Below are 25,359 nucleotides of genomic sequence, written 5' to 3'. Positions count from 1 at the left end.
CAATCGTGAAAAATTGAGTGGCCGTCGCGTGCAATGTGCGGCGACATGGGTTTTCGCGGGGGACGTGCCTATGCAGGCTGACAAGGAGTGGGATCTCATCCGCCCCGAACGCCAGTCTTCGGCCGCCAGGGCCAGCGCCGGCATCTTGCGTGTCGCATTGCTGTTCGGCTTTGCGGCCGTAGCGCTGGCGCTCATCGCCACGCCCTATCTCGACAGCCGCACGCGCCCTTGGATCGGGCAGGCGCGCTTCGACGGACTCGACTACACCGCGACAGGCTCCGTTGGCCGCAATGCCAGCTATACGCTGCGCCGCAGCGTCCTGCAGGACACACCGCAGGCGGTATGCGTCATTCACGACAACGGCCGCCGCAGCGGCCAGTGCTGAGGATGTGCCGCGTGCGCTTCACTGCACGTTAAGGCTATGCCATTAACCTTTCTTAATCTGTCGCCGCTATGGTTTTCCCAACGACACGGGTGGACGCGACCGATGATAAAGCGATTTCTGAGGGACGAGGGGGGTGCCACGGCGATCGAGTATGGCCTCATTGCTGCTCTGATTGCAGTGGTGATGGCCGGCGGCTTTTCGCAGATGGCAGAGCAACTCAGGCTGCTTTGGGGCGACAACAACAAGGACATTCAGCAAGGCCTGAACAGGCATTGAACAGGCATAGCCTGAACCGGGCTATTTCTTGCCCTCCGCGCCAAGCACCCTGGCGAGCGAAACCTGCGCCGACCCCGGCTTGAGCGGCTTTTGCTGCGACGGGTCTGGCGCCCATCCCGACAGCCAGACGAACGAAAAGCTCGCCCGCACGCGCCCGTCGGGATCGGAAAAGCGCTCGGCATAGATTTCGGCCGCGCGCTGGAACAATCGCCGCGTCGCCGGTTTTCGCGACCGGTCGGCAAGCGCGCTCGTTACGCCCATTGCCCGCAAATCCGCCATCAGCCCGAACATCGTGTCGTAGCGCACCGTTACCGTCTCGACGTCGGCCACGGGCAGGGCAAGTCCCGCCCGTTGCAGCAGCCCGCCGGCGTCGCGCACGTCGGTGAAGGGGATGACACGCGGGCTCGCCCCGCCGGTCAGCTCGGTTTCGGCCGCCAGCAGGCTTTCGCGCAATTCGGCAAGCGTTCCCGCACCCGCCAGCACACCCAGGAACAGCCCGTCCGGCTTCAGCGCACGCCTGATCTGGATCAGCTGGCCGGGAATGTCGTTGGCCTCCTGCAGCGCCAGCAGCGATACCGCGAGGTCGATGCTTGCCGGCTCGAGCGCAATGGTCTCGGGATCGGAGACGATGCCCGGACCGCCGCCGAGAAAGCTCTTGTCGGCCTCGACCCGGACCAGTTCGGCCACCTTGCCGCTGGCTGCCAGCACGGCTGTCGCAGCCGGGCTGACCGAGAAGATCGCGGCACCCCGTTCGAACTTGCGCTCCACCGCGGCCAGCCGGTCGGCCAGGTCTTCAGCGGCGCGCGCCATCAGGAAATCCGCGCCGGCAATGGCTTGCGCCACTGCGCGCCGGCGGTGGGCGATCACGAGGCTGGCGTCAAAGATCGGTTGCACGGGCGATGTCCTTCCTTGCCGGGTTTCTGTTATGGTCGCCCGACCCAAACCTGTCGTGGCCGATCCGATGCCGGAGATCAAGAGCCTCGCTTCCGCTGTCGCCGCCTGGCCGGCGCGCTTGTTGTTCCCGCCGGTTTGCGCCGGCTGCCGGCGGCAGGTGACGCGGCCAGGCGCCTTGTGCGGTGCCTGCTGGCCCCGGCTTCGCTTCCTTGAAAAGCCATGGTGCGAGGTGATGGGCACGCCGTTTGCCCACGATTTCGGCGCCGGCTTCCTGTCCGCCGAGGCGATCGCCAATCCGCCGCCCTTCGCCCGTGCCCGCGCCGCCGTTGCTTATTCCGGTGTCGCCCGGCGCATGGTCCAGGGCCTCAAGTTCCACGACCGCACCGATCTCGCGCCATGGATGGCGCGTTGGATGCTGCGCGCCGGCACTGAGTTGGTCGCCGATGCCGAGGTCGTGGTGCCGGTTCCGCTGCATTGGCGCCGCTTCTTCTGGCGCCAGTTCAACCAGTCGGCGGAGCTTGCCCGCACCATTGCCTCGCTTTCCAGCCTGCCTTTCGCGCCCACCGCCGTGCGCCGCGTCAAGCGCACGCGCCAGCAGATCGGTCTCGGCCAGCGCGAGCGCGAAGACAATGTCCGGGCAGCCTTTGTCGTTCCGCCCGAGGCGGAGATCGAAATCCGCGGCCGGCGGGTGCTTCTGGTCGACGACGTCTACACCACCGGGGCCACCGTTTCGGCCGTCACCCGGGCGCTCAGGAAAGGCGGCGCGCGCGGTGTCGACGTTCTGACATTCGCGCGCGTGCTGCCTGGGGACTTCCGGCCCGACGATCCAGACCCTATATAGTCGACCAAGGATAACGGGTTTCTGTCATGGTCGATGTGACTATCTATACGCGCATGATGTGTGGCTACTGCACTGCGGCCAAGCGCCTTTTGGAGCGCAAGGGCGTTGCATTCACCGAGCATGACGCTAGCTTCTCGCCTGAGCTTCGGCAGGAAATGGTCTCGCGCGCCAACGGCCGCGCGACGTTCCCGCAGATTTTCATCGGCAACACCCATGTCGGCGGTTGCGACGACCTGCATGCGCTCGATGCGCAAGGCAGGCTCGATCAACTTCTCGCTGCCGGCGCATAGAGCTGAGGACGGACCATGGCGATTTTCAAGGCGGCAGCGGTGCAGATGCGTTCGGGCAAGGAGCCGGAGCGCAACGCCCGTGATTTCGAGGCCCTGGTGCGCGAGGCTGCCGGACGGGGCGCGACGTATGTGCAGACGCCCGAGATGACCGGCGCCATCGTCGGCGACAAGGATGCCCGTGCCACGGCCTTCACCTCGGAGGATCGCGACCTGATCGTGGCCACCGGCCGCAAGCTCGCTGCCGAACTCGGCATCCACCTGCATGTCGGCTCGACGGCCATCGTGCGGGCCGACGGCAAGCTCGCCAACCGGGCGTTCCTGTTCGGGCCCGATGGTTCGACGTTAGCTGTCTACGACAAGATCCACATGTTCGACGTCGACCTCGACAATGGCGAGAGCTGGCGCGAGTCCTCGGCCTACGAGCCGGGCACGGAAGCCGTCGTCGCCGACACGGCGCTCGCCAGGATCGGCTTTGCCATCTGCTACGACCTGCGCTTCCCGCAACTGTTCCGTGCCGAGGCGCTGGCCGGTGCCGAGGTGCTGACCGCGCCTGCCGCCTTCACCCGCCAGACCGGCCTAGCCCACTGGCATGTCCTGCTGCGTTCGCGCGCCATCGAAAACGGCGCCTTCGTCATCGCCGCTGGCCAGGGCGGCAAGCATGAGGACGGCCGCGAAACCTTTGGCCATTCGCTGATCATCGACCCGTGGGGCCGCATCCTTGCCGAGGCCGCCCATGACGAGCCCGGCGTCATCGTTGCCGAGATCGACACCCAGCATTCGGCCGATGCACGCAAGAAGATCCCTAATCTCAAGAATGCGCGCGAATTCAGCGTATCGCTTCGTGGCACGGGCCAGGGAGCGCTCCGGGGAGCCGCATCTTGATCCGCTTTTCCCTCCATTGCGACCGCGCGCATGACTTCGAGGGCTGGTTCCGCAGCAACGACGACTTCGAAACCCAGCGCAAGCGTGGTTTCGTCTCCTGTCCCGAATGCGGCTCGCAGAAGGTCGAAAAGGCACTGATGGCGCCAGCCGTCTCGACCTCGCGCAAGCAGGAAAAGGTCGCGCTCGCCATGGGCGAGCAGCAGCGCAAGATGATGGCAGCGCTCAAGGACCTGTCCGAGAAGGTGCGTGAAAACGCCGAGAATGTCGGCGACAAGTTCGCCGAGGAAGCGCGCAAGATCCATTTCGGCGAGACCGAGGCGCGCGGCATCTATGGCGCTGCGACCATCGAAGAGGCCAAGGGCCTTGCCGAGGACGGCATCGAATTCATGCCGCTGCCGGTTTTCCCCGACGACCGGAACTGACTGGGAGACGTTTCCTTCTCCCCCTGTGTGAGACGGCTATTACTTGCCACGCCCTAGGGTCTGGTGACTGACCTGCGCCCTTGTGGAGCGGAGAGTGTCAGGATCCATGCCGTGACCTGTCCACAGCAATTCCGGTGCAGACCAGCTGCAAATCGATCCGAGCGTGCACTCACGGACTGGCGTCGCGTCCCGCCACCCAAGGCTTGTTACAGAAGACCCCAGCTAGCGCCGAGAAACTCGCAACCTCACCCACCCGCCAGATCAAACGCCTTGCGCAACGTAACCGGCGCCATGTTGCGCCAGGCCGTCACCACCGCGCTGCGCAATGCCGCCTCGTCGGCTGTTGCCAGTATCACGCGGGTCCAGCCCTGCTTGCCCCAGCCGCCGTCCACCGGTTGAAACAGTGCCGGTTCACTGCCGCACATCATCTCCTGCTGGTCGCGCGTCAGCTTGACCACGGCGTTGCCGTCTTCGGGCAGGGTGGCGAAGACACGGTCGCGGACGCGGAAGTCGGGCTTGCCGAAATGCGATTTCTCGGTCGCCGCGGGCAGTTCCAGGGCGATCCGTCTGACATCCTCGGGTGTCATGCTCTCGATCCCGTCATGGCGAGCTCACCATTTTAAGGTTCCGGACGGACGTCGCAAGTTTCAGGCGCTCTGCTGGCGCGACGGCTATCGGGCTCGCTCGACGCCTGATCCCGAACGTCGCTGGAAACGGGGAGAGGCGGCCTCAGGCCGCCTTTTCCGCCAACACCATGTAGTTGACGTCCATGTCGCGGGATTTTTGCCAGCGGTCGGCCAGCGGGTTGTAGGTCACCCCGGTACGGTCGATGGTGGCGAGGCCGGCACCGGTGAGCGCCTTGTCCAGTTCTTCCGGGCGCACCAGCTTGCCGTATTGGTGGGTGCCGCGCGGCAGCCAGCGCAGCACATACTCTGCGCCGACGATGGCGAGGCCAAGCGCCTTGAAGGTGCGATTGATGGTGGCAACAAACATGATGCCGCCGGGCTTGACCATCTCGCCGCATTTCTTGACGAACAGCTCGACGTCGGCGACGTGCTCGACCACTTCCATGTTGAGGATGATGTCGAATTTTTCGCCCGCATCTGCGAGGTCTTCAGCCGTGGTGGCGCGATAGTCTACCGTCACGCCGCTTTCGGCTGCGTGGATCTTGGCCACTTCGATGTTGGTGGCCGAGGCGTCCGCCCCCACCACTTCGGCGCCAAGGCGGGCCATCGGCTCACACAACAGGCCGCCGCCGCAGCCGATGTCGAGAATGCGCAGGCCCTCGAAAGGCCGTGCGGCATGGGTGTCGCGGCCGAAGCGCGCGGCGACCTGGTCGCGGATGTAGCCCAGGCGGATCGGGTTGAACTTGTGCAGCGGGCGGAACTTGCCGTTTGGGTTCCACCATTCGGCGGCGAGCGCCGAGAACCGCTCGACTTCTCCGGCATCGATGGTCGATGGGCGGGGATCTGGCATTGCTGTGGTCTCCTTCGAGCGCAAGGAAGTCGGGTCTGGCGCGGGGATTGTCAAGGCGACAATTCCGCTGCGGTTCGACACTGCATCGAAATCCACGCGCCGACTTTGCGCGCCGGCAAAAAAATCGCGCTGATTTGTCTGGCCGGGCGTCCTTGCGGAATGCGCGTGTTTTGGCTATGCAGGCCGCGCATTCGACACCGTGTCGCAGACCGGTGTTTTCACTCATTTTCCGGCCCCCTCGGGGCCGGCGTTTATGGCAAGGGCATTTCGCTTCTATGGCGCGCATCGTGATGAAATTCGGCGGTACGTCCGTCGCCGACATCGCCCGAATCCGCAACGTGGCGCGTCATGTCAAACGCGAGGTTGACGCGGGCCACGAGGTTGCGGTGGTGGTTTCGGCCATGGCCGGAAAGACCAACGAACTGGTCGCCTGGACCCGCGACGCATCGCCGATGCACGACGCACGCGAATATGACGCCGTGGTCGCGTCGGGCGAACAGGTGACGGCTGGCTTGCTGGCGCTCGCGCTGCAGAACATCGGCGTCAATGCGCGGTCCTGGCAGGGCTGGCAGATCCCGATCAAGACCGACAACTCCCATGGTGCCGCCCGCATCCTCGACATCGACGGCTCGTTCCTGGTCAAGCGCTTCCAGGAAGGCCAGGTCGCCGTCGTCGCCGGCTTCCAGGGCATCGGCCCGGACAATCGCATCGCCACCCTTGGCCGCGGCGGCTCCGACACCAGCGCCGTCGCCATCGCTGCGGCGGTGAAGGCCGACCGCTGCGACATCTACACGGACGTCGATGGCGTCTATACTACCGATCCGCGGATCGAGCCCAAGGCGCGGCGCCTGTCGCGCATCTCGTTCGAGGAAATGCTCGAAATGGCCTCGCTCGGCGCCAAGGTGCTGCAGGTCCGGTCGGTCGAACTCGCCATGGTGCATCGCGTTCGCACCTTCGTGCGTTCTTCCTTCGAAGATCCGGATGCGCCCGGCATGGGCGACTTTCTCAATCCGCCTGGAACGCTCATTTGTGACGAGGAAGAAATCGTGGAACAGCAGGTCGTCACCGGAATCGCCTACGCCAAGGACGAAGCTCAGGTCTCGCTGCGCCGGGTCGCCGACCGACCGGGTGTTGCGGGCGGCATCTTCGGCCCGCTGGCCGAGGCCAACATCAATGTTGACATGATCGTCCAGAACATCTCGGAGGACGGCAAGTTCACCGACATGACGTTCACCGTGCCCTCGGGCGACGTCAACAAGGCGCTGGCCGTGCTCGAGAAGATCCGCCCCGACATCGGCTACGACGCCGTCCAGCACGACGAGGGCATGTCCAAGGTGTCGGTCATCGGCATCGGCATGCGCAGCCATGCCGGCGTTGCCGCCACTGCCTTCCAGGCGCTGGCTGCGAAGGGCATCAACATCCGCGCCATCACCACGTCGGAGATCAAGATCTCGATCCTTATCGACGGCCCGTATACCGAACTTGCGGTTCGCACTTTGCATTCCGTCTACGGTCTCGATAAGCAGTAGTATCAAGGAGTCGAGCGTCACCGCGTTGCCGGCGTGCAGCATGTGCCGTGCCGGGTCCAAACCATTGGAGACGGTGAATGATACGTGACATGGCCGCTGGGCCACGCGTACTTCTGAAACGGCTCCGCGAATTAATGGCGGAGCCTCTCGAGCCACAGGAACGGCTCGACAGGATCGTGCGCGATATCGCCGCCAACATGGTGGCCGAGGTCTGCTCGCTCTACGTGCTGCGCGCCGACTCGGTGCTCGAGCTCTACGCCACCGTCGGTCTGAACCCGAATGCCGTTCACCTGGCCCAGCTGCGTCTCGGCCAGGGCCTGGTCGGCACGATCGCGGCGAGCGCCCGCGCGCTCAACCTGTCCAACGCCCAGGAACACCCCGCCTTCGCCTACCTGCCGGAGACGGGCGAGGAGATCTATCATTCCTTCCTCGGCGTGCCGGTGCTCAGGGCAGGGCGCACGCTCGGCGTTCTTGTCGTCCAGAACAAGACCATGCGCCACTACCGCGACGACGAGATCGAGGCGCTCGAAACCACCGCCATGGTCATCGCCGAGATGATCGCCTCGGGCGACATCGGCCGGCTGAGCCGGCCCGGCCTCGAGCTCGACATGTCGCGTCCGGCCAGCTTCACCGGCATCGCCTTCAACGAAGGCGTCGGCCTTGGCCATGTCGTGCTGCATGAGCCGCGCATCGTCGTCACCAACCTGTTCAACGAGGACAGCGAGGAGGAGCTGCGCCGGCTCGAGGATGCGCTCGGTTCGCTGCGCCTGTCGATCGACGACATGCTGGAGCGCCGCGACGTCGCCTTCGAGGGCGAGCATCGCGAGGTTCTCGAAGCCTACCGGATGTTTGCCAACGACCGCGGCTGGGTGCGCCGCCTCGAAGAGGCGATCCGCAATGGCCTGACGGCGGAGGCTGCGGTCGAAAAGGTCCAGAGCGACATGCGCGCCCGCATGCTGCACATGACCGATCCCTATTTGCGCGAGCGGATGAGCGATTTCGACGATCTCGCCAACCGCCTCCTGCGCCAGCTGATGGGCCGCGGTCCCGAGACGATCGCCGCATCGCTGCCCAAGGACGCCATCATCGTCGCGCGCTCGATGGGTGCTGCCGAACTGCTCGACTATCCCCGCGACCGGCTGCGCGGCCTGGTGCTGGAAGACGGTGCGCCTACCAGCCACGTCGTCATCGTCGCGCGCGCCATGGGCATTCCCGTCGCCGGCCAGATGAAGGGCGCCGTTTCCATGTCGGAAAACGGCGATCCGATCATCGTCGACGGCGAGGAGGGGGCGGTCCACCTGCGCCCGCAGCCCGATCTGGAAGCCGCTTACGCCGAGAAGGTGCGCTTCCGCGCGCGGCGGCAGGAACTCTACCGCGAACTGCGCAAGAAGCCGTCCGAGACCAAGGATGGCGTCAAGGTCGACCTGTTGATGAATGCCGGCCTCGCCGTCGACCTGCCGCAATTGGCAGAGGCGGGCGCTGCCGGCATCGGCCTGTTCCGCACCGAACTGCAGTTCATGGTCGCCTCGACGTTTCCGCGCGCCGAAGCGCAGGAGAAACTCTACCGCGACGTGCTCGACATCGCCCGCGGCCGCCCCGTCACCTTCCGCACCATCGACATCGGCGGCGACAAGGTGCTGCCCTATTTCAAGGGCTCGGTGCAGGAGGAAGAGAACCCGGCGCTCGGCTGGCGCGCCATCCGGCTCACCCTCGACCGTCCCGGCCTGCTGCGCACCCAGGTCCGCGCGCTGCTCAAGGCTGCCGGCGGGCGCGAGCTCAAGGTCATGCTGCCGATGGTCACCGAGCTCTCGGAAATCGCCCAGGCACGCGAGATCATCGACCGTGAGGTGCGCCACCTTTCGCGCTTCGCCCACCATCTGCCGACGAGCCTCAAGCTCGGCGCGATGATCGAGGTGCCGTCGCTCCTGTGGCAGCTCGACGAGCTGATGCAGGCGGTCGACTTCGTCTCTGTCGGCTCCAACGACCTGTTCCAGTTCGTCATGGCCGCCGACCGCGGCAACACCCAACTCGCCGACCGCTTCGACCCGCTGTCGGTGCCGTTCCTCCGGGTGCTCAAGCAGATCGCCGATGCCGGTGCGCGCAACCACACGCCGGTCACGCTGTGCGGCGAACTCGCCGGCAAGCCGATCTCGGCGATGGCACTGCTTGGCCTCGGCTACCGCTCGATCTCCATGTCCCCGGCCTCCATCGGCCCGGTCAAGGCGATGCTGACGGAACTTCCTCTCGGCGAGCTGAAATCCTTCCTCGACGACAACCTTTCCGGTCCTGCCGCCAACCTGCCGATGCGCGCGTTGCTCCAGGCCTTTGCGGACGACCGTTCCATACCCCTATGATCAGCCTGCCTCACGACAGAATGAACCAGGTCGTCAAGCGCTTCGACATGCTCGAAGCACAGATGGCGGCTGGCCCGGCCCCCGACGTCTACGTCAAGCTGGCGTCCGAATATTCCGACATCCAGGACCTTGTTGCCAGGATCCGCGACCTGCGCGGCGCCGAGCAGGAACTCGTCGATCTCGAGGCGATGCTGTCCGACAAGGGCACGGATGCCGAGATGCGTGCGCTCGCCGAGATGGACAAGCCCGAGGTCGAGGACCGCATCGAGGCGCTGCAGCGCGAAATCCAGATCCTGCTCCTGCCCAAGGACGCGGCCGACGAGCGCAACGCCATCCTCGAAATCCGCGCCGGCACCGGCGGCGACGAGGCCGCCCTGTTCGCCGGCGACCTCTATCGCATGTACGAGCGTTACGCCGCCTCGCGTGGCTGGCGCTTCGAGGTAGCCTCCGCCAGCGACGGCGATGCCGGCGGCTTCAAGGAAATCATCGCCACCGTTTCGGGCAAGGGCGTGTTCGCCCATCTGAAGTTCGAATCCGGCGTCCACCGCGTCCAGCGCGTTCCGGCGACCGAGGGCAGCGGCCGCATCCACACTTCGGCCGCGACGGTTGCCGTACTGCCGGAGGCCGAGGAGGTCGACATCGACATCCGCCCCGAAGACATCCGCATCGACACGATGCGCGCCTCGGGTTCGGGCGGCCAGCACGTCAACACCACCGACTCGGCGGTGCGCATCACCCACCTGCCGACCGGCATCATGGTGGTCCAGGCGGAAAAATCGCAGCACCAGAACCGTGCCCGCGCCATGCAGATCCTGCGCGCGCGTCTTTATGACATGGAGCGCAGCCGCGCCGACGAGGAACGCTCGTCGTCGCGCAAGTCGCAGGTCGGCTCGGGCGACCGCTCCGAGCGCATCCGCACCTACAATTTCCCGCAAGGGCGGCTGACCGACCACCGCATCAACCTGACGCTCTACAAGCTCGACCGCGTGATGATGGGCGAACTCGACGACGTCGTCGACGCGCTGATCGCCGACCACCAGTCGAAGCTTCTGGCCGACATGGGCTCGGATGGCTGAGCGTCCGCTCGGCGAACTCCTGCGTCATGCGCGCCAGCGCCTTGCCGACGCCGGCATCGCGGACGCGGCATTCGATTCCCGGCTGCTCGTCGAGCATTTCTCCGGCACGACACGCACTGACGCGATCTCTTCGCCCGACAGGATCGTCGGGCAGGTCGCTGAAATCGAGGCAGCACTCGACCGTCGCATATCGGGCGAGCCCGTTCACCGCATCCTCGGCTACCGCGATTTCTACGGCATGCGCCTCAGTCTCTCGGCCGAAACGCTGGAGCCGCGCCCGGACACCGAGACGCTGGTCGATGCGGTGTTGCCCTTTGTGCGCGAGACTGCGGCGCGCGACGGCATCTGCCGTATTCTCGATCTCGGCACCGGCACAGGGGCCATTGCGCTTGCGCTGGTCACCCAGGAGCCGCGGGCCGTGGCGACCGGCGTCGACGTCTCCGACGATGCGCTGGCGACCGCTGCGGCAAATGCCGGGCAATTGGGGGTCTTGGCGCGCTTTTCGGCAAAAAAATCCGACTGGTTTTCAGAGATTGATGGCCGGCACCATTTAATCGTCTCAAATCCTCCCTATATATCTTCATCAGAGATCGAGGATTTGCAGAACGAGGTTCGCAATTTTGATCCGCGCCGCGCGCTCGACGGTGGCCCGGACGGTCTTGAGCCATACAGAACGATAGCGTCGGGTGCTGCGCGCCATCTTGAGAAAGATGGCCTTGTCGGGCTCGAAATCGGGCACGACCAGCGACGCGACGTGACCGAAATATTCGAGCAGGCCGGTTACCATTTGTTGGCCCAGCACAAGGACTTGGGCGGCAACGACCGGGTGCTCGTGTTCCGGCGCTGACCACCGCCAAACGGCTCTAAAAAAACCGCTTGGCAAGGAAAGTGAATGCCGCTAGTTTCCGGCAACCGGATGAGACGAAGCAGGCAGTGCTGTTAACGATTCGGTTTCCTTCGAAACTAGCTGCCTTCTTGCGTAGATGACGCTCTAGCTTCGTGCGGGGATCGTCCGGCAAGTGACATGAAACCGAGACAGGATGGCATGTGGCGCCGACGCAAAGATGTTGCGGGCGATCACGGGCGGAAAGATACGAAACGGCAGGCCGCCTAAGTGCCCCCGTTCGGATGAATTCAACACAAAGAGAATCTGATGAGGCCACAACAGCAGAACAGGCGCATGCGCGGTCGTAACAACAATAATAATAACAATAGCAACAACAATAATAATAACAGCAACCGCAAGGGTCCAAACCCGCTTACGCGCAACTACGAGAGCAACGGTCCGGACGTAAAGATCCGTGGCTCCGCGCAGCAGATCGCCGAAAAATACGCCACGCTGGCGCGCGACGCGCAAAGCTCTGGTGATCGCGTGATGGCCGAAAACTACCTTCAGCACGCAGAGCACTACAACCGCATCATCGCTGCCGCCATGGCGCAGATGCCGATCCAGCACCAGCAGCAGAGCCGCGACGAGTTCGACGGCGACATGGACGACGAGCGCGACGATGACGGCGTTGGCAACAACGTTGCCGATCAGCAGGCGCAAGTCCAGCAGCCGCAGCAGGAGCCGGTCGCAAACGGCACTGGTCCGCAGCCGGAGATCGAAGGCACGCCCGCCGAAGTCGCCCTCAATCCAGAGGCAGCCGGCGAAGGTCAGCCGCGCGAAGGTCGCCGTGAGCGCCGTCCGCGTCACGAGGGCCGCCGTCCCGAGCGTCGCCAGCCCGACCAGCAGGCTGAGGCCGCTCAGGCCGAAGCTCCGCAGGTCGAAGCCGCTGCCGTCGAGCAGCCGCAGCCGGAAGCAGCGGTCGCCGAGGCAGCACCTGCCGTTGAAGCCGCCGAGGGCGAAGTTGCCGCGGCACCGCGTCGTGGCCGTCGTCCGCGCCGCGGCGAACGCGCTGCGCCGGAAGGCGAGGCCGCTGCCGAGGCACCGGTGCCCGAAGGCGGGCTTGCCGTAGCCGACAGCTGATCAGTACGCCGACATCGTCGGAACATTGAGAATAGAAGGCGGCGGGAGCCAGAAACTCCCGCCGCCTTTTTTTGTTTTTTGACTTCGATCAATACGTCTTGAGGGATATCGTCCTACTCACCATATCACGCTCAGTTGGGTCCGGCCCGTTTGGGCGGATCCGTCACCTTGAGCCAGACCGGTGCCGCAAAGCGGGCCGGGTACGGAATGGAGACATCGAATGAACCCTGAAAAGTATTCCGAACGCGTCCGCGGTTTCATCCAGTCGGCGCAAACGATGGCGCTTTCGCGCAGCCATCAGCAGTTCACCCCCGAACATATCCTGAAAGTCCTCATCGACGATGAGGAAGGCCTTGCCGCGTCGCTTGTCGAGCGCGCCGGCGGCCGCGCCCGCGACGTCAAGCTCGGCGTCGAGGGGGCGCTCGATGCGCTGCCGAAGGTCGAGGGCGGCAACGGTCAGCTCTACATGGCCCAGCCGCTTGCCAAGGTGTTTTCGACCGCCGAGGACCTGGCCAAGAAGGCCGGCGACACCTTCGTCACCGTCGAGCGCCTGCTGACCGCGCTCGCCGTCGAAAAGTCGGCCAAGACCGCCGACATCCTTGCCAAGGCCGGCGTCACCGCGCAGGCGCTGAACCAGGCGATCAACGACATCCGCAAGGGCCGTACCGCCGACTCGGCCAGCGCCGAGCAGGGTTATGACGCTTTGAAGAAATACGCCCGTGACCTGACGGCCGACGCCCGCGCCGGCAAGCTCGACCCGGTCATCGGTCGCGACGACGAGATCCGCCGCACCATCCAGGTGCTGTCGCGTCGCACCAAGAACAACCCGGTGCTGATCGGCGAGCCCGGCGTCGGCAAGACGGCAATTGCCGAAGGTCTTGCGCTGCGCATCGTCAATGGCGACGTGCCCGAAGGCCTCAAGGACAAGCAACTGATGGCGCTCGACATGGGTGCGCTGATCGCTGGCGCCAAGTATCGCGGCGAGTTCGAGGAGCGGCTGAAGGCCGTGCTGTCCGAGGTCACCTCGGCTGCCGGCGGCATCATCCTGTTCATCGACGAGATGCACACGCTGGTCGGTGCCGGCAAGGCCGATGGCGCGATGGATGCGTCCAACCTGCTCAAGCCGGCGCTGGCGCGCGGCGAGTTGCACTGCGTCGGTGCCACCACGCTCGACGAATACCGCAAGCATGTCGAGAAGGACGCTGCCCTTGCCCGCCGCTTCCAGCCAGTCTTCGTCTCGGAGCCGACGGTCGAGGACACCATCTCGATCCTGCGTGGCCTGAAGGAGAAGTACGAGCAGCACCACAAGGTGCGCATCTCGGACTCGGCGCTGGTTGCTGCGGCCACGCTGTCCAACCGCTACATCACCGACCGCTTCCTGCCCGACAAGGCGATCGACCTTGTTGACGAGGCCGGGTCGCGGCTGCGCATGCAGATCGATTCCAAGCCGGAAGCGCTCGATGAGATCGACCGCCGCATCATGCAGCTCAAGATCGAGCGCGAGGCGCTCAAGCTTGAGAAGGACGAAGCTTCCCGCGATCGCCTCGACAGGCTCGAAAAGGAGCTGGCCGGTCTCGAGGAGGAGTCGACCCGGGTGACGAGCCAGTGGATGGCCGAGAAGGAAAAGCTCGGCCTTGCCGCCGACCTCAAGGGCCAGCTCGAAGAAGCGCGCAACGAACTCGCCATCGCCCAGCGCAAGGGCGAGTTCCAGAAGGCGGGCGAGCTTGCCTATGGCCGCATCCCCGAGCTTGAAAAGAAGCTGGTCGAGGCCGAGGCGCTCGAAGGCCGCGGCACGATGGTCGAAGAGACCGTGACGCCCGACCATGTCGGCCATGTGGTGTCGCGCTGGACCGGCATTCCGGTCGACAAGATGCTCGAAGGCGAGCGCGAGAAGCTTCTGCGCATGGAAGACGAGATCGGTGTCCGGGTCGTCGGCCAGGGCGAGGCGGTGCAGGCGGTGTCCAAGGCGGTGCGGCGTGCCCGCGCCGGCCTGCAGGACCCGAACCGGCCGATCGGCTCGTTCATGTTCCTCGGCCCGACCGGCGTCGGCAAGACCGAGCTCACCAAGGCACTCGCCGACTATTTGTTCGACGACGAGCACGCTCTGGTGCGCATCGACATGTCGGAGTTCATGGAGAAGCACTCGGTCGCCCGGCTGATCGGCGCGCCTCCCGGCTATGTCGGCTATGAGGAAGGCGGCACGCTGACCGAAGCCGTGCGCCGCAGGCCCTACCAGGTGATCCTGTTCGACGAGATCGAAAAGGCGCACCCCGACGTCTTCAACGTGCTCCTGCAGGTGCTCGACGACGGCCGCCTGACCGATGGTCAGGGCCGCACCGTCGACTTCCGCAACACGCTGATCATCATGACGTCCAATCTCGGCGCCGAGTACCTTGTGGCGCTGGGCGAAGGGGAGGATGTCGACCAGGTCCGCGACGAAGTCATGGGCGTGGTAAAGAGCGCGTTCCGGCCGGAGTTCCTCAACCGCATCGACGAGGTCATTCTGTTCCATCGCCTGCGCCAGCAGGACATGGGCAAGATCGTCGCGATCCAGCTCCAGCGGCTGGAAAAGCTGCTCGCCGACCGCAAGATCACGCTCGACCTCGCGCCCGACGCGATCGAGTGGCTGGCGCACAAGGGCTACGACCCGGCCTATGGCGCACGTCCGCTCAAACGCGTCATGCAGAAGGAGCTGCAGGACCCGCTCGCCGAAAAGATCCTCGGCGGCGAGATCCTCGACGGTTCGACCGTCAAGATCACCGCAGGCTCGGACCGGCTGAATTTCCGCTCCAAGCCGACGGTGGTGAGCGAAGAGGCGGCCTGAGCGCGGGCTTTACCCTCCCCCTTGTGGGGAGGGTCGATCCGCTTGCGGATCGGGGTGGGGGACCTAAATGACACTCGACGAATACAATGGCTTCTGCGCCTCGCTGCCGCACACGACCCATGTCGTGCAATGGGGCGGTGCGCATGTTTGGAAGGTCGGCGGCAAGGTCTTTGCCATCGGCGGCTGGAGTGACGGCGCAGGGCTCGCCGTCTCCTTCAAGGTTTCCGAGATGGCGTTCGACATCCTGAAGGAGCAGCCGGGCCTGAGACCCGCGCCCTATCTTGCCTCGCGCGGCATGAAATGGATCCAGCGCCAGACCGGCGAAACCATGGATGACCGGGGGCTGCGCGACTACATCGGCGAAAGCCACCGGCTGATTGCGGTGAAACTTCCCAAGGCAACCCGCCAGCTGCTCGGGCTGCCGGTCTAGAACTTAGCTCGCCCTGTCCAGCCGCTGCCTGCGGCCGGAAATGACCGCAAATGCCTGCAAAGCGGCCATTTTCATGCCCTGTTCATGTTGGAAGGGTTAGCAGATCGTTATTGGATGACGGTGGACAACAGTGATTCCACCGTGACCGCCTGCCGGCGGTCGAGATTCGGAGAGATTTGGCGACCATGTTGCGCAAGATCGTTGTGCTTTCGGCCATGGCCACCGGCCTGTCGGCCCTCCAGGCAATGGCCGCGGTGTCGCCCACCGGCGAAGCCGCGCCGCTACGCGTGGAGACGGACCCGCAGGCCATCCGCCTCGCCCAAAGCGAGGACGTCGAGATCTTCTACGACGGCCGCGGTAACCGCGTGCTGGTCGATCCCTATACCGGCAAGGTCATCGCCGTACAGCCGCCGGAGACGCGGCTCAACCGCCAGGCGCTGCGCCGCGAATTGCGCCGCCAGGAGCTTCGCCGCGACTACCGCGAGGGCGACGTGCTGATCGGGCCGGCCGACGACGGCTATTATTCCGACGATGCGCCTGCCGTTCCAGCCGACCCCAACGACGACTATTACGACGACCCCAACGCCTTCCCCGATGCGCCGGGCGGTCCACGCGTCGTTGCGCGCGAGCCGCTGCAGAGCCCCGACGACCAGCCGGCGCTGCCGTCGACGCCGCGTATCACCGAACAGCCGCTCGAACCGTCGATCGCCGTCAAGGGCCGCGAGGACGTCGCGGCCCTGCAGATCCTGCTCGACCGCGCCGGTGCTTCGCCCGGCGTCATCGATGGGCGCTTCGGCTCCAATGTCGACAAGGCGCTGGCCGCCTACAACGAGCTGACCGGCACGAGCCTCAAGTCGACCGACGCCGAGGGCATCAAGCAGGCCCTGGCCGAGACCGGCGGCGACGCCTTCGGCTCCTATACCATCACCCCTGAAGATGCCGCCGGCCCGTTCGTCGCCTCGGTTCCGGCCGACTACAGCGAAAAGGCCAAGCTCGAGCGCATGAGCTTCACCTCGGTCACCGAAATGCTGGCCGAGCGTTTCCACATGGACGAGAACTATCTCAAGGCACTCAACCCGGAGGCCAATTTCAACCGCCCCGGCACCATCGTGAAGGTCGCCAATTTCGGCAAGCTGGTGAACAAGCCGGTCGCGCGCATCATCGCCGACAAGAGCCTGAAGCAGGTCCGCGCCTACAATGCCGAGGGCCAGCTGGTCGCCGCCTATCCCGCGACCATCGGGTCGAGCGACACGCCGTCGCCGACCGGCATCCACGCCGTGTCGCGGGTCGCGCTCGATCCCAACTACACCTACAATCCCAAGATCAATTTCAAGCAGGGCGAAAACGACAAGGTGCTGACCATCCCGCCGGGGCCGAACGGTCCGGTCGGCTCGGTCTGGATCGCGCTCGACAAGCCGACCTATGGCATCCACGGCACCCCCGACCCGTCCAAGATCGGCAAGACCGAGAGCCATGGCTGCGTGCGCCTGACCAATTGGGACGCGCGCGAGCTCGCCAAGATCGTCAAGTCGGGCGTGCCGGTCGAGTTCATGGAATAGGGCGGTAACGGCCAAGCTTGGATTCCCTTGCGTCAACCTGTAGCCTGAAGCTGCAGGCTGGGTGCAGAGGGAGCCGGGCGCATGCGACTACCCGCAGACTGGTTTGTTCGCCGCTGGAAGAGCTGGGTTGTTCTTTCGGCCATGACGCTCGCGCCGGGCCCGGCCCTGGCTCAGACGGTCACGCCGGAACAAGTCACGCCCGAGCAAGTGACTGCCGCGCTGTCAAAACTCGAGCAGCAGGCCGAAGCCGTCGTTGCCGATGGCGGCGTGCCGGCCCTCGCCATCGGCGTCGTGCATGATGACGAAGTCGTCTACCTCAAGGGATTTGGACTGCGCGAGGTAGGCAAGCCCGAAGCGGTCGACGCCGACACCGTGTTCCAGATCGCCTCGTTGTCCAAGCCGGTTTCCTCCACCGTCGTGGCGGCGCTGGTCAGCGAGGGGCTCGTTTCCTGGGACTCGAGGATCGTTGACCTGGATCCGGCCTTTCGGCTTGCCGATCCCTATCCGACAAGCCAACTCACCATCCGCGACCTGTTTGCCCACCGCAGCGGCCTTCCCGGCACGGCCGGCGACGACCTCGAGGACATCGGCTACGACCGCACGGAAATCCTGCGCCGCTTGCGGTTCGTCGCACCGTCGTCGAGTTTTCGCGCCGGCTATTCCTACAGCAATTTCGGGCTGACGGAGGGTGCTGTCGCGGCGGCCAAATCGACAGGGATGGCGTGGGAAGACGTCGCCGAGGAAAAGCTCTACCGCCCGCTCGGCATGACATCGACCAGTTCTCGCCATGCCGATTTCGTCAAGCATGCCAATCGCGCCTCTCTCCACGTCAAGATCGGCGGTGCATGGGCAGCAAAAGTCCAGCGTCAGCCGGACGCGCAGGCGCCCGCCGGCGGCATCAGTTCCACCGTGCGGGATCTGGTGCAGTGGGTCCGTCTCGAACTTGGCAATGGGGTCCATGGCGGAAAGACGCTGATCGCGGCCGATGCGCTGGATCAGACCCATGTCCCGCTGATGACCCGCGGCAGCAACCCTGTCACGGGCGGGGCTTCGTTCTACGGTCTTGGCTGGAATGTCGAGTTAGGTCGTCATGGCCTGAGCTGGGGCCATGCCGGCGCTTTCAGCGTCGGTGTGCGCAGCCTGGTCACGCTGTTTCCGAAGCAGAAGCTCGGTATCGTGATCCTCGTCAACGCTTTCCCGACAGGCGTGCCTGAGGGATTGTCGGACAGCTTCGCTGATCTCGTCTTCGACGGAAGGGTCGACAAGGACTGGGTGAAGTCGTGGAACACGGTCTTCGACGGCCTGTTCGGCCCGGCTGTCGCGGCTGCCAAGGCGACGTACGCCACGCCGCCGTCGCCGGCCGTGCCAGCATTGCCGAACGGAGCCTATGCTGGCCGTTATTCCAACGATTTCGTCGGCGACGCCGTGGTTTCGGGCGCGGAAAACGGCCTTGTGCTTCAGGTCGGTCCGGATGGCGCCCGATCCTATCCGTTGACGCATTTCGACCGCGATCTTTTCCTGGCTTTTCCAAATCCGGAAATGCCCGACATGCCTTCGGCAGTCCGCTTTGCCATCGGGCCTGACGGAAAGGCCTCGGCGGTGACGATCGAATCGCTCGACGAAAACCACCTTGGCACCCTCAGGCGTGCTGACCGCTGACGAGGGACATGGCCGGGCATGAACCGGTCAAGACCGCAAGGAACACAGGGCACCTGGATGAAGATACGCGCTGAACGGCCCGAGGACGTCGACACCATCCGCTCGCTCACCCGCGCGGCGTTTGCCGATGCTCCGCATTCGAGCCAGACCGAAGCGGCCATCGTCGACGCCTTGCGCGATGCCGGTGCCTTGACGCTGTCGCTGGTCGCCGAAGACGATGGCGAGATTCTGGGCCACGTTGCCTTCTCGCCGGTGACCATCGGTGGCAAGGACCTCGGCTGGTACGGCCTCGGGCCGGTTTCAGTCTGGCCCGACCGGCAGGGCAGGGGCACCGGCCAGTCCCTGATCCGCCACGGGCTCGATGCGCTGCGGCAAATGGGAGCCAAGGGCTGCGTGCTTGTCGGCGATCCGGCCTACTACAGCCGCTTCGGCTTCGTCGCCGATCCCGGCCTCACCTATGGCGACATTCCGCCGGAGTATGTCCAGCGGCTGGCATTCGGCGACGAGGTTCCCAGCGGTGAGGTCGCTTTCCACGAAGGCTTCGACGCGAGTTAGTGCACGCTTGCCGCCTCCCTTGCGACGACCTCGACCAACCGGTCGAATCCCGTTCCGGTGCCCGAGATGCGCGCCGCCATGGCGTCGGCAGGGCCGAGGAACGCCAGTTGCTCGGTGAACCTCATCTGCGTCTGCGCCCCTTCGGGCAAAAGCTCGATGGTCGCAAGCGAAGCGGAGATACGCTTGCCGGCATGGCTCATTTCGAAGCCGTAGATGATGCGCTGGCCGGCCGCGATGTCGAAATAGTTGGCGCGAAATGCCAACTCGGTGCCGTCGGGCATGCGCCAGCGCTTGGCCTCGATGCCGCCGACACGGAAATCGAAGCTGTCTTCGAGCACGGTCCAGTCGGGATGGCAGTCGTTCCAGCGCGCCTTGAGCTCCGGCTCCGACCAGAAACGAAAGGCATGCCGGGGGCTCGCCGGCAGTTCGCGCTCGATGACAAAGGTGGTGTGTGCGACGGTTGACGCGGTCATGATCGGTCTTGCTCCTCGGGCATTTCCTTCATCGCCTCGACCAGGCGATCGAAGGCCTGGTTCATGGCAGTCTGCCTCTTGCGCACCCACTCGTCGATGGCGGCGAACGCTGCCGGTTGCATGTTGTAGGTCCGCGTCCGTCCAACCTTGCGCGACACGACGATGCCGCCGTCCTCGAGCACCTTGAGATGCTTGAGCGCGGAAGGCAGCCGCATGTTGGCCGGTCCGGCCAGTTCCTTGACGGTGGCCGGGCCGATGCTCAGCCGCTCGACCATGCCGCGTCGGCCGGCATCGGCGAGGGCGGTGAACATGCGATCCAGTTGCTGCGGGTCCATCATCGCCACACTCCACCGGCATGTCGTCTAGTCATGCAGAAACCTCTCCGGCATCGCCTCGCGGTAGGGGAAAAACTGGAAATAGGGGCGTGCCTCGGCAAGCGTACGCTTGATCGAAGGGCGCGCGACAAGCCGCTCGAAATAGGCGGCGAGATTGTGCTGGCCGCTGGTGAATGGATGCGCGAACGAGGCGAAGAACAGCCCCGGTGCGGCTGCGCAGTCGGCGATGGTGAAATCGTCGCCCATCGCCCATGTCTTGCCCGCCAGCTGGGTCTCGATCATCGCATAGGCAGTGTCCAGCGTGCGTCGCGCGTCGGCCACGCCGAACGGATCGTTGCTGGCTTCGGGACGAATCCGGTCGGTCACGATCTTCTGCATTGGCACGCTGACGTAGAGGTCGAAAATGCGCTCCCACAGCCGGGCGTCGAGCCGCTTGTCGGCGTGAGCGGGCAGCATCGGCACCGGGCCCGGATAATGCTGCTGGAGATATTCGATGATGATGCCGGTCTCAGGCACGGTGCGGTCGCGGGCATCGTCGCGCAGCACCGGAATCTTGCCGACCGGCCACTTCTCCAGCAATGCCGCCGCCGAGCCAGGATCGCCGAAGTCGACGGTTTCGGCCTGAAACGGCACGTCGTTCTCGTAGAGCGCGATCAGCACCTTGTGGCAGAACGAGGCGAGGGGGTGGCTGTAAAGCGTCAGCGCCATGATGCCGGGCGACTCCAATGGTTTCTGCTTGCGGAAACTATTTTATCGTCGCGAGATTGGCAAGGGAAAGTTTCCGATTGCGGAAAGTATAGGGGCTTTGTTGTCGGGTGACAGGTGTCGAACGTGGAGAGGTTTTCCACGCTTTCGCTTTTTTTCTGAGATCAATCGCCACGCAGAAGCTCTCGCAACATCTCCTCAGTCGCGATCCTTCACCGTCAGCTAGACGGGGCGGTCACGGCATGGATCCCCGGGTCTCTGCAGTTCGCTTCGCTCCTGCTCCGCCCGAGGATGACGACGGCATTGGTGGGGGACGCTAGTCGCCAAGGGCAGCGATTGGCAGGAATGCAGGAATTTGGCTGCAGTGAAGCGCTTGCTGCCAGTTACCGACGTCCGCGATGTGCCGCGAGCCCCAACGCCTTCGTCATCCTCGGGCGGAGCAGGAGCGAAGCGACGTGCGGAGACCCGGGGATCCATGCCGTGACGTGGCAACTGCCTCCGCGGCCCAATGCCGCCCAATTATTCGATGCACCCTGTCACCATCCCGCGTGGATAGCCGCGCCCCATTCTCCACGCCCCCAACAACCTCCCGTACAATCCTCACCAGTTTCTCCCGCGGGAACGCCGGTCGCGACGGTGACATGCGGGGAGGAACCGGCGCCTCCGCTCGTGGGCTAACGTGGCTCATGATCCGGGGAGGTTCCGTCCAAGGGTTCCCCTTCGGGCACTACGGCCCGGGTGCGCTGGACGATGCGCTAGTGGGGGCATGGGCGAAAATGCCCGATGCCCCGGAAGCGGAACGGACGGGGACAGAAATCGCCGGCGGGACGCGAGGTTCGCGCCACCATTTAGCATTCGGCAGGCACGGCCTCGCGCCCCGCTTCCCGAACTTTTCATGCGCAATGGCCAGACCGGAAACGGGGCGTGGCAGAACGGAGCGCGCCCCCTTCTCCACTTGTGGGAGAAGGTGTCGCCGAAGGCGACGGATGAGGGGTGTTGGAAGAAATGAGAGGCTGCAGATGTGTCAGGGAATTTCGGAGATGTCGCACTCCGTCCAACACCCTTCATCCGACCTCGCTTCGCTCGGCCACCTTCTCCCACAAGGGGAGAGGGAGGGTGTCGCGCCTGAGGCCACCACGGGAGAACCTAATGTCGCCTGGCTGCCAGAATTCGTCTTCCTGGTCACTTCCCGCGCACCCCTCCCGCACATAGTCTCGCGCCATGGACACCACCGCCACCCCGCCTGCCCAGAACAACAACCACGTCTTCTGCCCGCCCGCGGCGCGGCGCTACGTGCTTGTCTCGGCGATCCTGGCATCGAGCATGGGCTTCATCGACGGTTCGGTGGTCTCGCTCGCCATGCCGGTCATTCGCGAGGACCTCGGCGCGTCGCTGGTCGATGCCCAGTGGATCAGCAACGGCTACATGCTGTTCCTTTCGGCGCTCGTCCTGCTCGGCGGTGCCGCCGGCGACGTCTTCGGCGTCCGCAACATCTTCGCCACAGGCATCGTCCTGTTCATGATCACCTCGGCCGCCTGCGCGCTCGCCGTTGACGCCGAGATGCTGATCGTCATGCGCGCGGCACAGGGCATAGGTGCTGCGCTCATGGTGCCGGGCAGTCTTGCCCTCATCGCCAAATCCTATCCCAACGCGACGCGCGGCAAGGCGATCGGCCAATGGGCCGCTTTTTCCTCGCTGACCACGGCGATGGGGCCGTTCGTCGGTGGCATGGTGCTGTCGTTCGGTGCCGATTGGATGTGGCGGCTGATCTTCGCCATCAACGTGCCGATCGGATTGATCGCGCTGACCATGCTGCTCACCAAGGTGCCGCAGGACCGTCCGTCGTCGAAGCGCCGGCTCGACATCGTCGGCGCGATCCTTGCGACCGCCGGCCTCGGCCTGATGGCCTGGGGGCTGACCGCCTTCGGCCTGCCGGTCGAGGCGCGGGCGGTCTCGCCCTGGGCCTGGATCGTCGGCGGCGCGGTCATCTTCGCCGTCTTCCTTCTGTGGGAACACCGGGCGCGCGCGCCGATGGTCAAGCTCGAGCTGTTTGCCTCGCGCGCCTTCACCGGCGCCAATCTCTACACGCTGATCCTGTTCTTCGCCTTCAACGCGGTACTGTTTTTCCTGCCGATGACGGTTGTTTCGGGCTGGGGAGCGAAGGAGTGGGAGGCGAGCCTGCTATTCCTGCCACTGTCCCTGTTCATCGCCGGCCTGTCGAGCTATTCGGGGCGGCTTTCCGATGCCATCGGGCCGCGCTGGCCGCTGACCGTGGGGGCGGCAATCGTCGGCTTTTCCTATCTCGGCCTGGCCTTGACCATGCCGCTGATGATGCTGTGGCAGGTGACGTTCCCGATCCTGCTGCTCAAGGGGCTCGGCATGGCGATCGTCGTTTCGCCAGTGTCGGCAGCCGTGATGCGGGCGACGCCAGAAGAAGACACCGGTCTCGCCTCGGGCATCAACAATGCGCTTGCCCGTGCCGCCGGGCTGATGGCGGTGGCCTCACTCGGCGCGGTCGCCGGCGTCGTCTTCGCCAACGTCGTTGGGTCTGCCGCACCCGGCGCGGAGTTCGGCGCCTATGTCCGCACGCCGCTCGATGCGGCGGCGGAAGCACTGCGGGTGGCGGCCACCAACGATGCCTTCGCGGCGATCGCCGCCATCTCGGCTGCGATGTGCTTCGTTGCGTCAGCGGTCGCCTGGTTCACGCAGCCGTCGTGGAAAAGAAAGACGCCCGCGGACAAGGGCGGCACTGTGCCGGCCGGTGCCGATGGATAAAATACGGCCGACGGCGTTTAGCACCTTGTTAAGGCCTTCAAGCCAGTCTCAATCTTTGGTCAAGGTGGCAACGATGTCGGCATCCGATCAGCGTCGGCAGCAGCAAACGGGCGAGGCGGCAGGCACCCGGTCAGCCGGCGTCGATTGGCGCCGGATGGCAGCGTTTGCACCTTGGTTGATACTCAGCGTCGCCTTGTTCGCTGTCGCCACGCGTCTCGAATTGTTCGAGCGCCTCTACGAGGCAACCCGAACCTATGAGGAATGGCAACTGGACGAGTTGCTGTCGCTGCTGCTTAGCGCGGGCATCGTCGCGCTTGTCATGCTCGGCTTTCGCACCCGGCAGCTCTCGCGCGAGATCGCGCGGCGCGAAGCGGCGGAACGTCTTGCCCACGATTCAGCCCGCCACGACCCGCTGACGGGGCTCGCCAACTCCCGCCGGTTCCGCGAGGAGATCAAGTCGACCATCGGCAACGCTGAAAAGTCCTCGTCCGGCTGTGGTGTGATCTATATCGACCTCGACGGGTTCAAGCCGGTGAACGACACGCATGGTCATGCCGTCGGCGATGGCGTTCTGGTCGAGGTGGCGCGGCGCATCACCCAGGCGGCGCCGAAAGGGGCGACGGTGGCGCGGCTTGGCGGCGACGAATTCGGCGTGGTCGTCTCGGGCGTCGGCAATCCCGAGGCATTGCTCTTCCTGAGCCAGCGGCTGCAACGCGACATCGCCAAGCCGATCGAGATCGGTTTGCTGCAACTGACGGTCGGTGCCACGGTCGGAATTGCGGTCTTCCCGGACGACGGCAGCGACGCCGAGGCGCTGATCGCGTCGGCCGACCGTGCGATGTACATCGCCAAGCGCGCCAGGAGCGACGGGTTTGGCCGCGACGGCGCTGCCAGGGCAAGCGTCGCAAGCTGATCCTGCCGACGGCCGTCCGCAATATTCTGGAAAGACTTAGCCGCTGGCCTTTGCGGTGCTCGCCACCTTCAGCGAGTCCTTGTTCTCTTCCTTGAGAAGATCGTCGATGCGCTCGCGTTCGAGCCTGAAGGCGGTGAGGTCTTCGCCGGTCAGCACGCGGCCGGTGGGCAGGCGCACGCGCATCGGGTCGACCTTGGTGCCGTTGACGATCAGCTCGTAATGCAGATGCGAGCCGGTCGACAGGCCGGTGGTGCCGACATAACCGATGACCTGGCCCTGGCGGACCCGCGCGCCCGGCGTGACGTTCGGGGCGATGCGGCTCTGGTGGTTGTAGGACGTCTCGTAGCCGTTGGCGTGGCGCAGGATCGTCTGTTTGCCATAGCCGCCGGCCCAGCCGGCTTTTTCGACGACGGCATTGCCGGCAGCGATGATCGGCGTGCCCGTCGGCGCCGACCAGTCGACGCCGGTGTGCATCTTGACGTAACCGAGGATCGGGTGCTTGCGGCCGCCGAAGCCGGAGCGGTACTTGCCGTTGGGCAGCGGGTTGCGCAGCAGGAACTGGCGCGCGCTGCGGCCGTCCTCGTCGAAATAGTCGACCGCGCCGTCGCCCATCTGGAAACGGTAGAAGTTGCGGGTGTTGCCGCCGAAATTCGCCGAGACATAAAGCAGCTCGGAATCCTCCGACGCCTTGTCGTCGCCGTCGGGCTGCGAGAAGAATACCTCGATGCGGTCGGCGG

General features: G+C 65.1%; 25 protein-coding genes (1 of these 25 running past the window's edge). 18 read left to right on the top strand and 7 right to left on the bottom strand.

The annotated features are described in order from the left end of the window. Nucleotides 1-70 precede the first annotated feature (70 nt). The gene (locus WHT83_RS00235) at nt 71-385 is read left to right on the top strand and encodes a hypothetical protein (RefSeq protein WP_108606904.1); all 315 of its coding nucleotides are present in this window, start codon (nt 71-73) and stop codon (nt 383-385) included. A gap of 102 nt (nt 386-487) precedes the next feature. Beyond that, complete coding sequence (locus tag WHT83_RS00230; protein WP_108606905.1) at nt 488-661, top strand: Flp family type IVb pilin; 174 nt, start codon at nt 488-490, stop codon at nt 659-661. A gap of 21 nt (nt 662-682) precedes the next feature. Here the strand turns inward: WHT83_RS00230 and WHT83_RS00225 are convergent, their stop codons facing one another. After that, entirely contained in the window at nt 683-1,555 is an 873-nt protein-coding gene (locus WHT83_RS00225; RefSeq protein ID WP_108606906.1) for a methyltransferase domain-containing protein, read from the bottom strand. Nucleotides 1,556-1,610: 55 nt separating this feature from the next. Here WHT83_RS00225 and WHT83_RS00220 point away from each other — a divergent pair, with 55 nt between their 5' ends. The 4 genes from WHT83_RS00220 to WHT83_RS00205 are packed head-to-tail and all read left to right on the top strand — an operon-like array spanning nt 1,611 to nt 3,990. After that, nucleotides 1,611-2,396: a ComF family protein gene (locus tag WHT83_RS00220; protein ID WP_406873904.1), complete on the top strand. Its 786-nt coding sequence runs from the start codon at nt 1,611-1,613 to the stop codon at nt 2,394-2,396. Between the two features lie 26 nt (nt 2,397-2,422). Next, nucleotides 2,423-2,686, top strand: a complete 264-nt coding sequence (gene grxC / locus WHT83_RS00215) for a glutaredoxin 3 (protein WP_108606907.1) — start codon at nt 2,423-2,425, stop codon at nt 2,684-2,686. Nucleotides 2,687-2,701: 15 nt separating this feature from the next. Next, complete coding sequence (locus WHT83_RS00210) at nt 2,702-3,568, top strand: carbon-nitrogen hydrolase family protein (protein WP_406872641.1); 867 nt, start codon at nt 2,702-2,704, stop codon at nt 3,566-3,568. Beyond that, nucleotides 3,565-3,990 (top strand): DUF1178 family protein, encoded by a 426-nt coding sequence (locus tag WHT83_RS00205; protein ID WP_108606909.1) that lies wholly within the window; start codon nt 3,565-3,567, stop codon nt 3,988-3,990. The genes WHT83_RS00210 and WHT83_RS00205 overlap by 4 nt, the downstream gene beginning before the upstream one ends. Nucleotides 3,991-4,235: 245 nt before the next feature. On the opposite strand, the gene WHT83_RS00200 is transcribed toward WHT83_RS00205, so the two are convergent. Together WHT83_RS00200 and ubiG are read right to left on the bottom strand one after the other, a co-directional pair. Continuing rightward, a complete protein-coding gene (locus WHT83_RS00200; RefSeq protein ID WP_406872640.1) occupies nt 4,236-4,577 on the bottom strand; it encodes an MmcQ/YjbR family DNA-binding protein in 342 nt (113 codons plus the stop codon). A gap of 142 nt (nt 4,578-4,719) precedes the next feature. Beyond that, a complete protein-coding gene (gene ubiG / locus WHT83_RS00195) occupies nt 4,720-5,466 on the bottom strand; it encodes a bifunctional 2-polyprenyl-6-hydroxyphenol methylase/3-demethylubiquinol 3-O-methyltransferase UbiG (protein WP_108606912.1) in 747 nt (248 codons plus the stop codon). Between the two features lie 275 nt (nt 5,467-5,741). Here ubiG and WHT83_RS00190 point away from each other — a divergent pair, with 275 nt between their 5' ends. The 10 genes from WHT83_RS00190 to WHT83_RS00145 all read left to right on the top strand — a co-directional run bounded on the left by WHT83_RS00190 (nt 5,742) and on the right by WHT83_RS00145 (nt 19,421). Further along, nucleotides 5,742-6,995 (top strand): aspartate kinase, encoded by a 1,254-nt coding sequence (locus WHT83_RS00190; RefSeq protein WP_108606913.1) that lies wholly within the window; start codon nt 5,742-5,744, stop codon nt 6,993-6,995. A gap of 77 nt (nt 6,996-7,072) precedes the next feature. Further along, nucleotides 7,073-9,349 (top strand): phosphoenolpyruvate--protein phosphotransferase, encoded by a 2,277-nt coding sequence (gene ptsP / locus WHT83_RS00185; protein ID WP_210307832.1) that lies wholly within the window; start codon nt 7,073-7,075, stop codon nt 9,347-9,349. Next, a complete protein-coding gene (prfA, locus tag WHT83_RS00180; protein ID WP_108606914.1) occupies nt 9,346-10,425 on the top strand; it encodes a peptide chain release factor 1 in 1,080 nt (359 codons plus the stop codon). The genes ptsP and prfA overlap by 4 nt, the downstream gene beginning before the upstream one ends. Then, nucleotides 10,418-11,272: a peptide chain release factor N(5)-glutamine methyltransferase gene (gene prmC / locus WHT83_RS00175; RefSeq protein ID WP_406872639.1), complete on the top strand. Its 855-nt coding sequence runs from the start codon at nt 10,418-10,420 to the stop codon at nt 11,270-11,272. The genes prfA and prmC overlap by 8 nt, the downstream gene beginning before the upstream one ends. Nucleotides 11,273-11,578: 306 nt before the next feature. Beyond that, complete coding sequence (locus WHT83_RS00170) at nt 11,579-12,394, top strand: DUF4167 domain-containing protein (protein WP_406872638.1); 816 nt, start codon at nt 11,579-11,581, stop codon at nt 12,392-12,394. 220 nt (nt 12,395-12,614) lie between these two features. Next, nucleotides 12,615-15,218 (top strand): ATP-dependent chaperone ClpB, encoded by a 2,604-nt coding sequence (clpB, locus tag WHT83_RS00165; RefSeq protein WP_406872637.1) that lies wholly within the window; start codon nt 12,615-12,617, stop codon nt 15,216-15,218. Between the two features lie 67 nt (nt 15,219-15,285). Next, nucleotides 15,286-15,648, top strand: a complete 363-nt coding sequence (locus WHT83_RS00160; RefSeq protein ID WP_406872636.1) for an MmcQ/YjbR family DNA-binding protein — start codon at nt 15,286-15,288, stop codon at nt 15,646-15,648. 185 nt (nt 15,649-15,833) lie between these two features. Further along, nucleotides 15,834-17,207, top strand: a complete 1,374-nt coding sequence (locus WHT83_RS00155) for a L,D-transpeptidase family protein (protein ID WP_406872635.1) — start codon at nt 15,834-15,836, stop codon at nt 17,205-17,207. Nucleotides 17,208-17,288: 81 nt separating this feature from the next. Next, nucleotides 17,289-18,866, top strand: a complete 1,578-nt coding sequence (locus tag WHT83_RS00150) for a serine hydrolase (protein ID WP_406872634.1) — start codon at nt 17,289-17,291, stop codon at nt 18,864-18,866. Between the two features lie 57 nt (nt 18,867-18,923). Next, the gene (locus tag WHT83_RS00145) at nt 18,924-19,421 is read left to right on the top strand and encodes a GNAT family N-acetyltransferase (RefSeq protein ID WP_406872633.1); all 498 of its coding nucleotides are present in this window, start codon (nt 18,924-18,926) and stop codon (nt 19,419-19,421) included. Here the strand turns inward: WHT83_RS00145 and WHT83_RS00140 are convergent. From WHT83_RS00140 to WHT83_RS00130, 3 genes are read right to left on the bottom strand one after another with little or no spacing between them, the layout of a single operon-like run. After that, entirely contained in the window at nt 19,418-19,894 is a 477-nt protein-coding gene (locus WHT83_RS00140; RefSeq protein ID WP_406872632.1) for an SRPBCC family protein, read from the bottom strand. The genes WHT83_RS00145 and WHT83_RS00140 overlap by 4 nt on opposite strands. Beyond that, the gene (locus WHT83_RS00135) at nt 19,891-20,232 is read right to left on the bottom strand and encodes an ArsR/SmtB family transcription factor (RefSeq protein ID WP_406872631.1); all 342 of its coding nucleotides are present in this window, start codon (nt 20,230-20,232) and stop codon (nt 19,891-19,893) included. Before WHT83_RS00135 ends, WHT83_RS00140 begins: the two co-directional genes overlap by 4 nt. A 24-nt stretch (nt 20,233-20,256) precedes the next feature. After that, nucleotides 20,257-20,937, bottom strand: coding sequence for a glutathione S-transferase family protein (locus WHT83_RS00130; protein WP_406872630.1), 681 nt, complete (start codon nt 20,935-20,937; stop codon nt 20,257-20,259). A gap of 1,218 nt (nt 20,938-22,155) precedes the next feature. Between WHT83_RS00130 and WHT83_RS00125 the strand changes: the two genes are divergently transcribed. Beyond that, nucleotides 22,156-23,709, top strand: a complete 1,554-nt coding sequence (locus tag WHT83_RS00125; RefSeq protein WP_406872629.1) for an MFS transporter — start codon at nt 22,156-22,158, stop codon at nt 23,707-23,709. Between the two features lie 73 nt (nt 23,710-23,782). Continuing rightward, complete coding sequence (locus tag WHT83_RS00120; RefSeq protein ID WP_406872628.1) at nt 23,783-24,622, top strand: diguanylate cyclase domain-containing protein; 840 nt, start codon at nt 23,783-23,785, stop codon at nt 24,620-24,622. A gap of 36 nt (nt 24,623-24,658) precedes the next feature. Here the strand turns inward: WHT83_RS00120 and WHT83_RS00115 are convergent, their stop codons facing one another. Beyond that, nucleotides 24,659-25,359, bottom strand: partial view of a M23 family metallopeptidase gene (locus WHT83_RS00115; RefSeq protein WP_406872627.1) — the 3' portion only. It continues 1,267 nt past the right edge of the window; only the last 701 of its 1,968 coding nucleotides appear in the window; its start codon lies off the right edge, out of view; its stop codon occupies nt 24,659-24,661.

This window comes from Aminobacter sp. P9b (genome assembly GCF_045345995.1).
Classification (GTDB): domain Bacteria; phylum Pseudomonadota; class Alphaproteobacteria; order Rhizobiales; family Rhizobiaceae; genus Aminobacter; species Aminobacter niigataensis.
The sequence above is the reverse complement of the archived record's forward strand: the minus strand, read 5'-3'. Positions and strand labels throughout refer to the sequence as shown.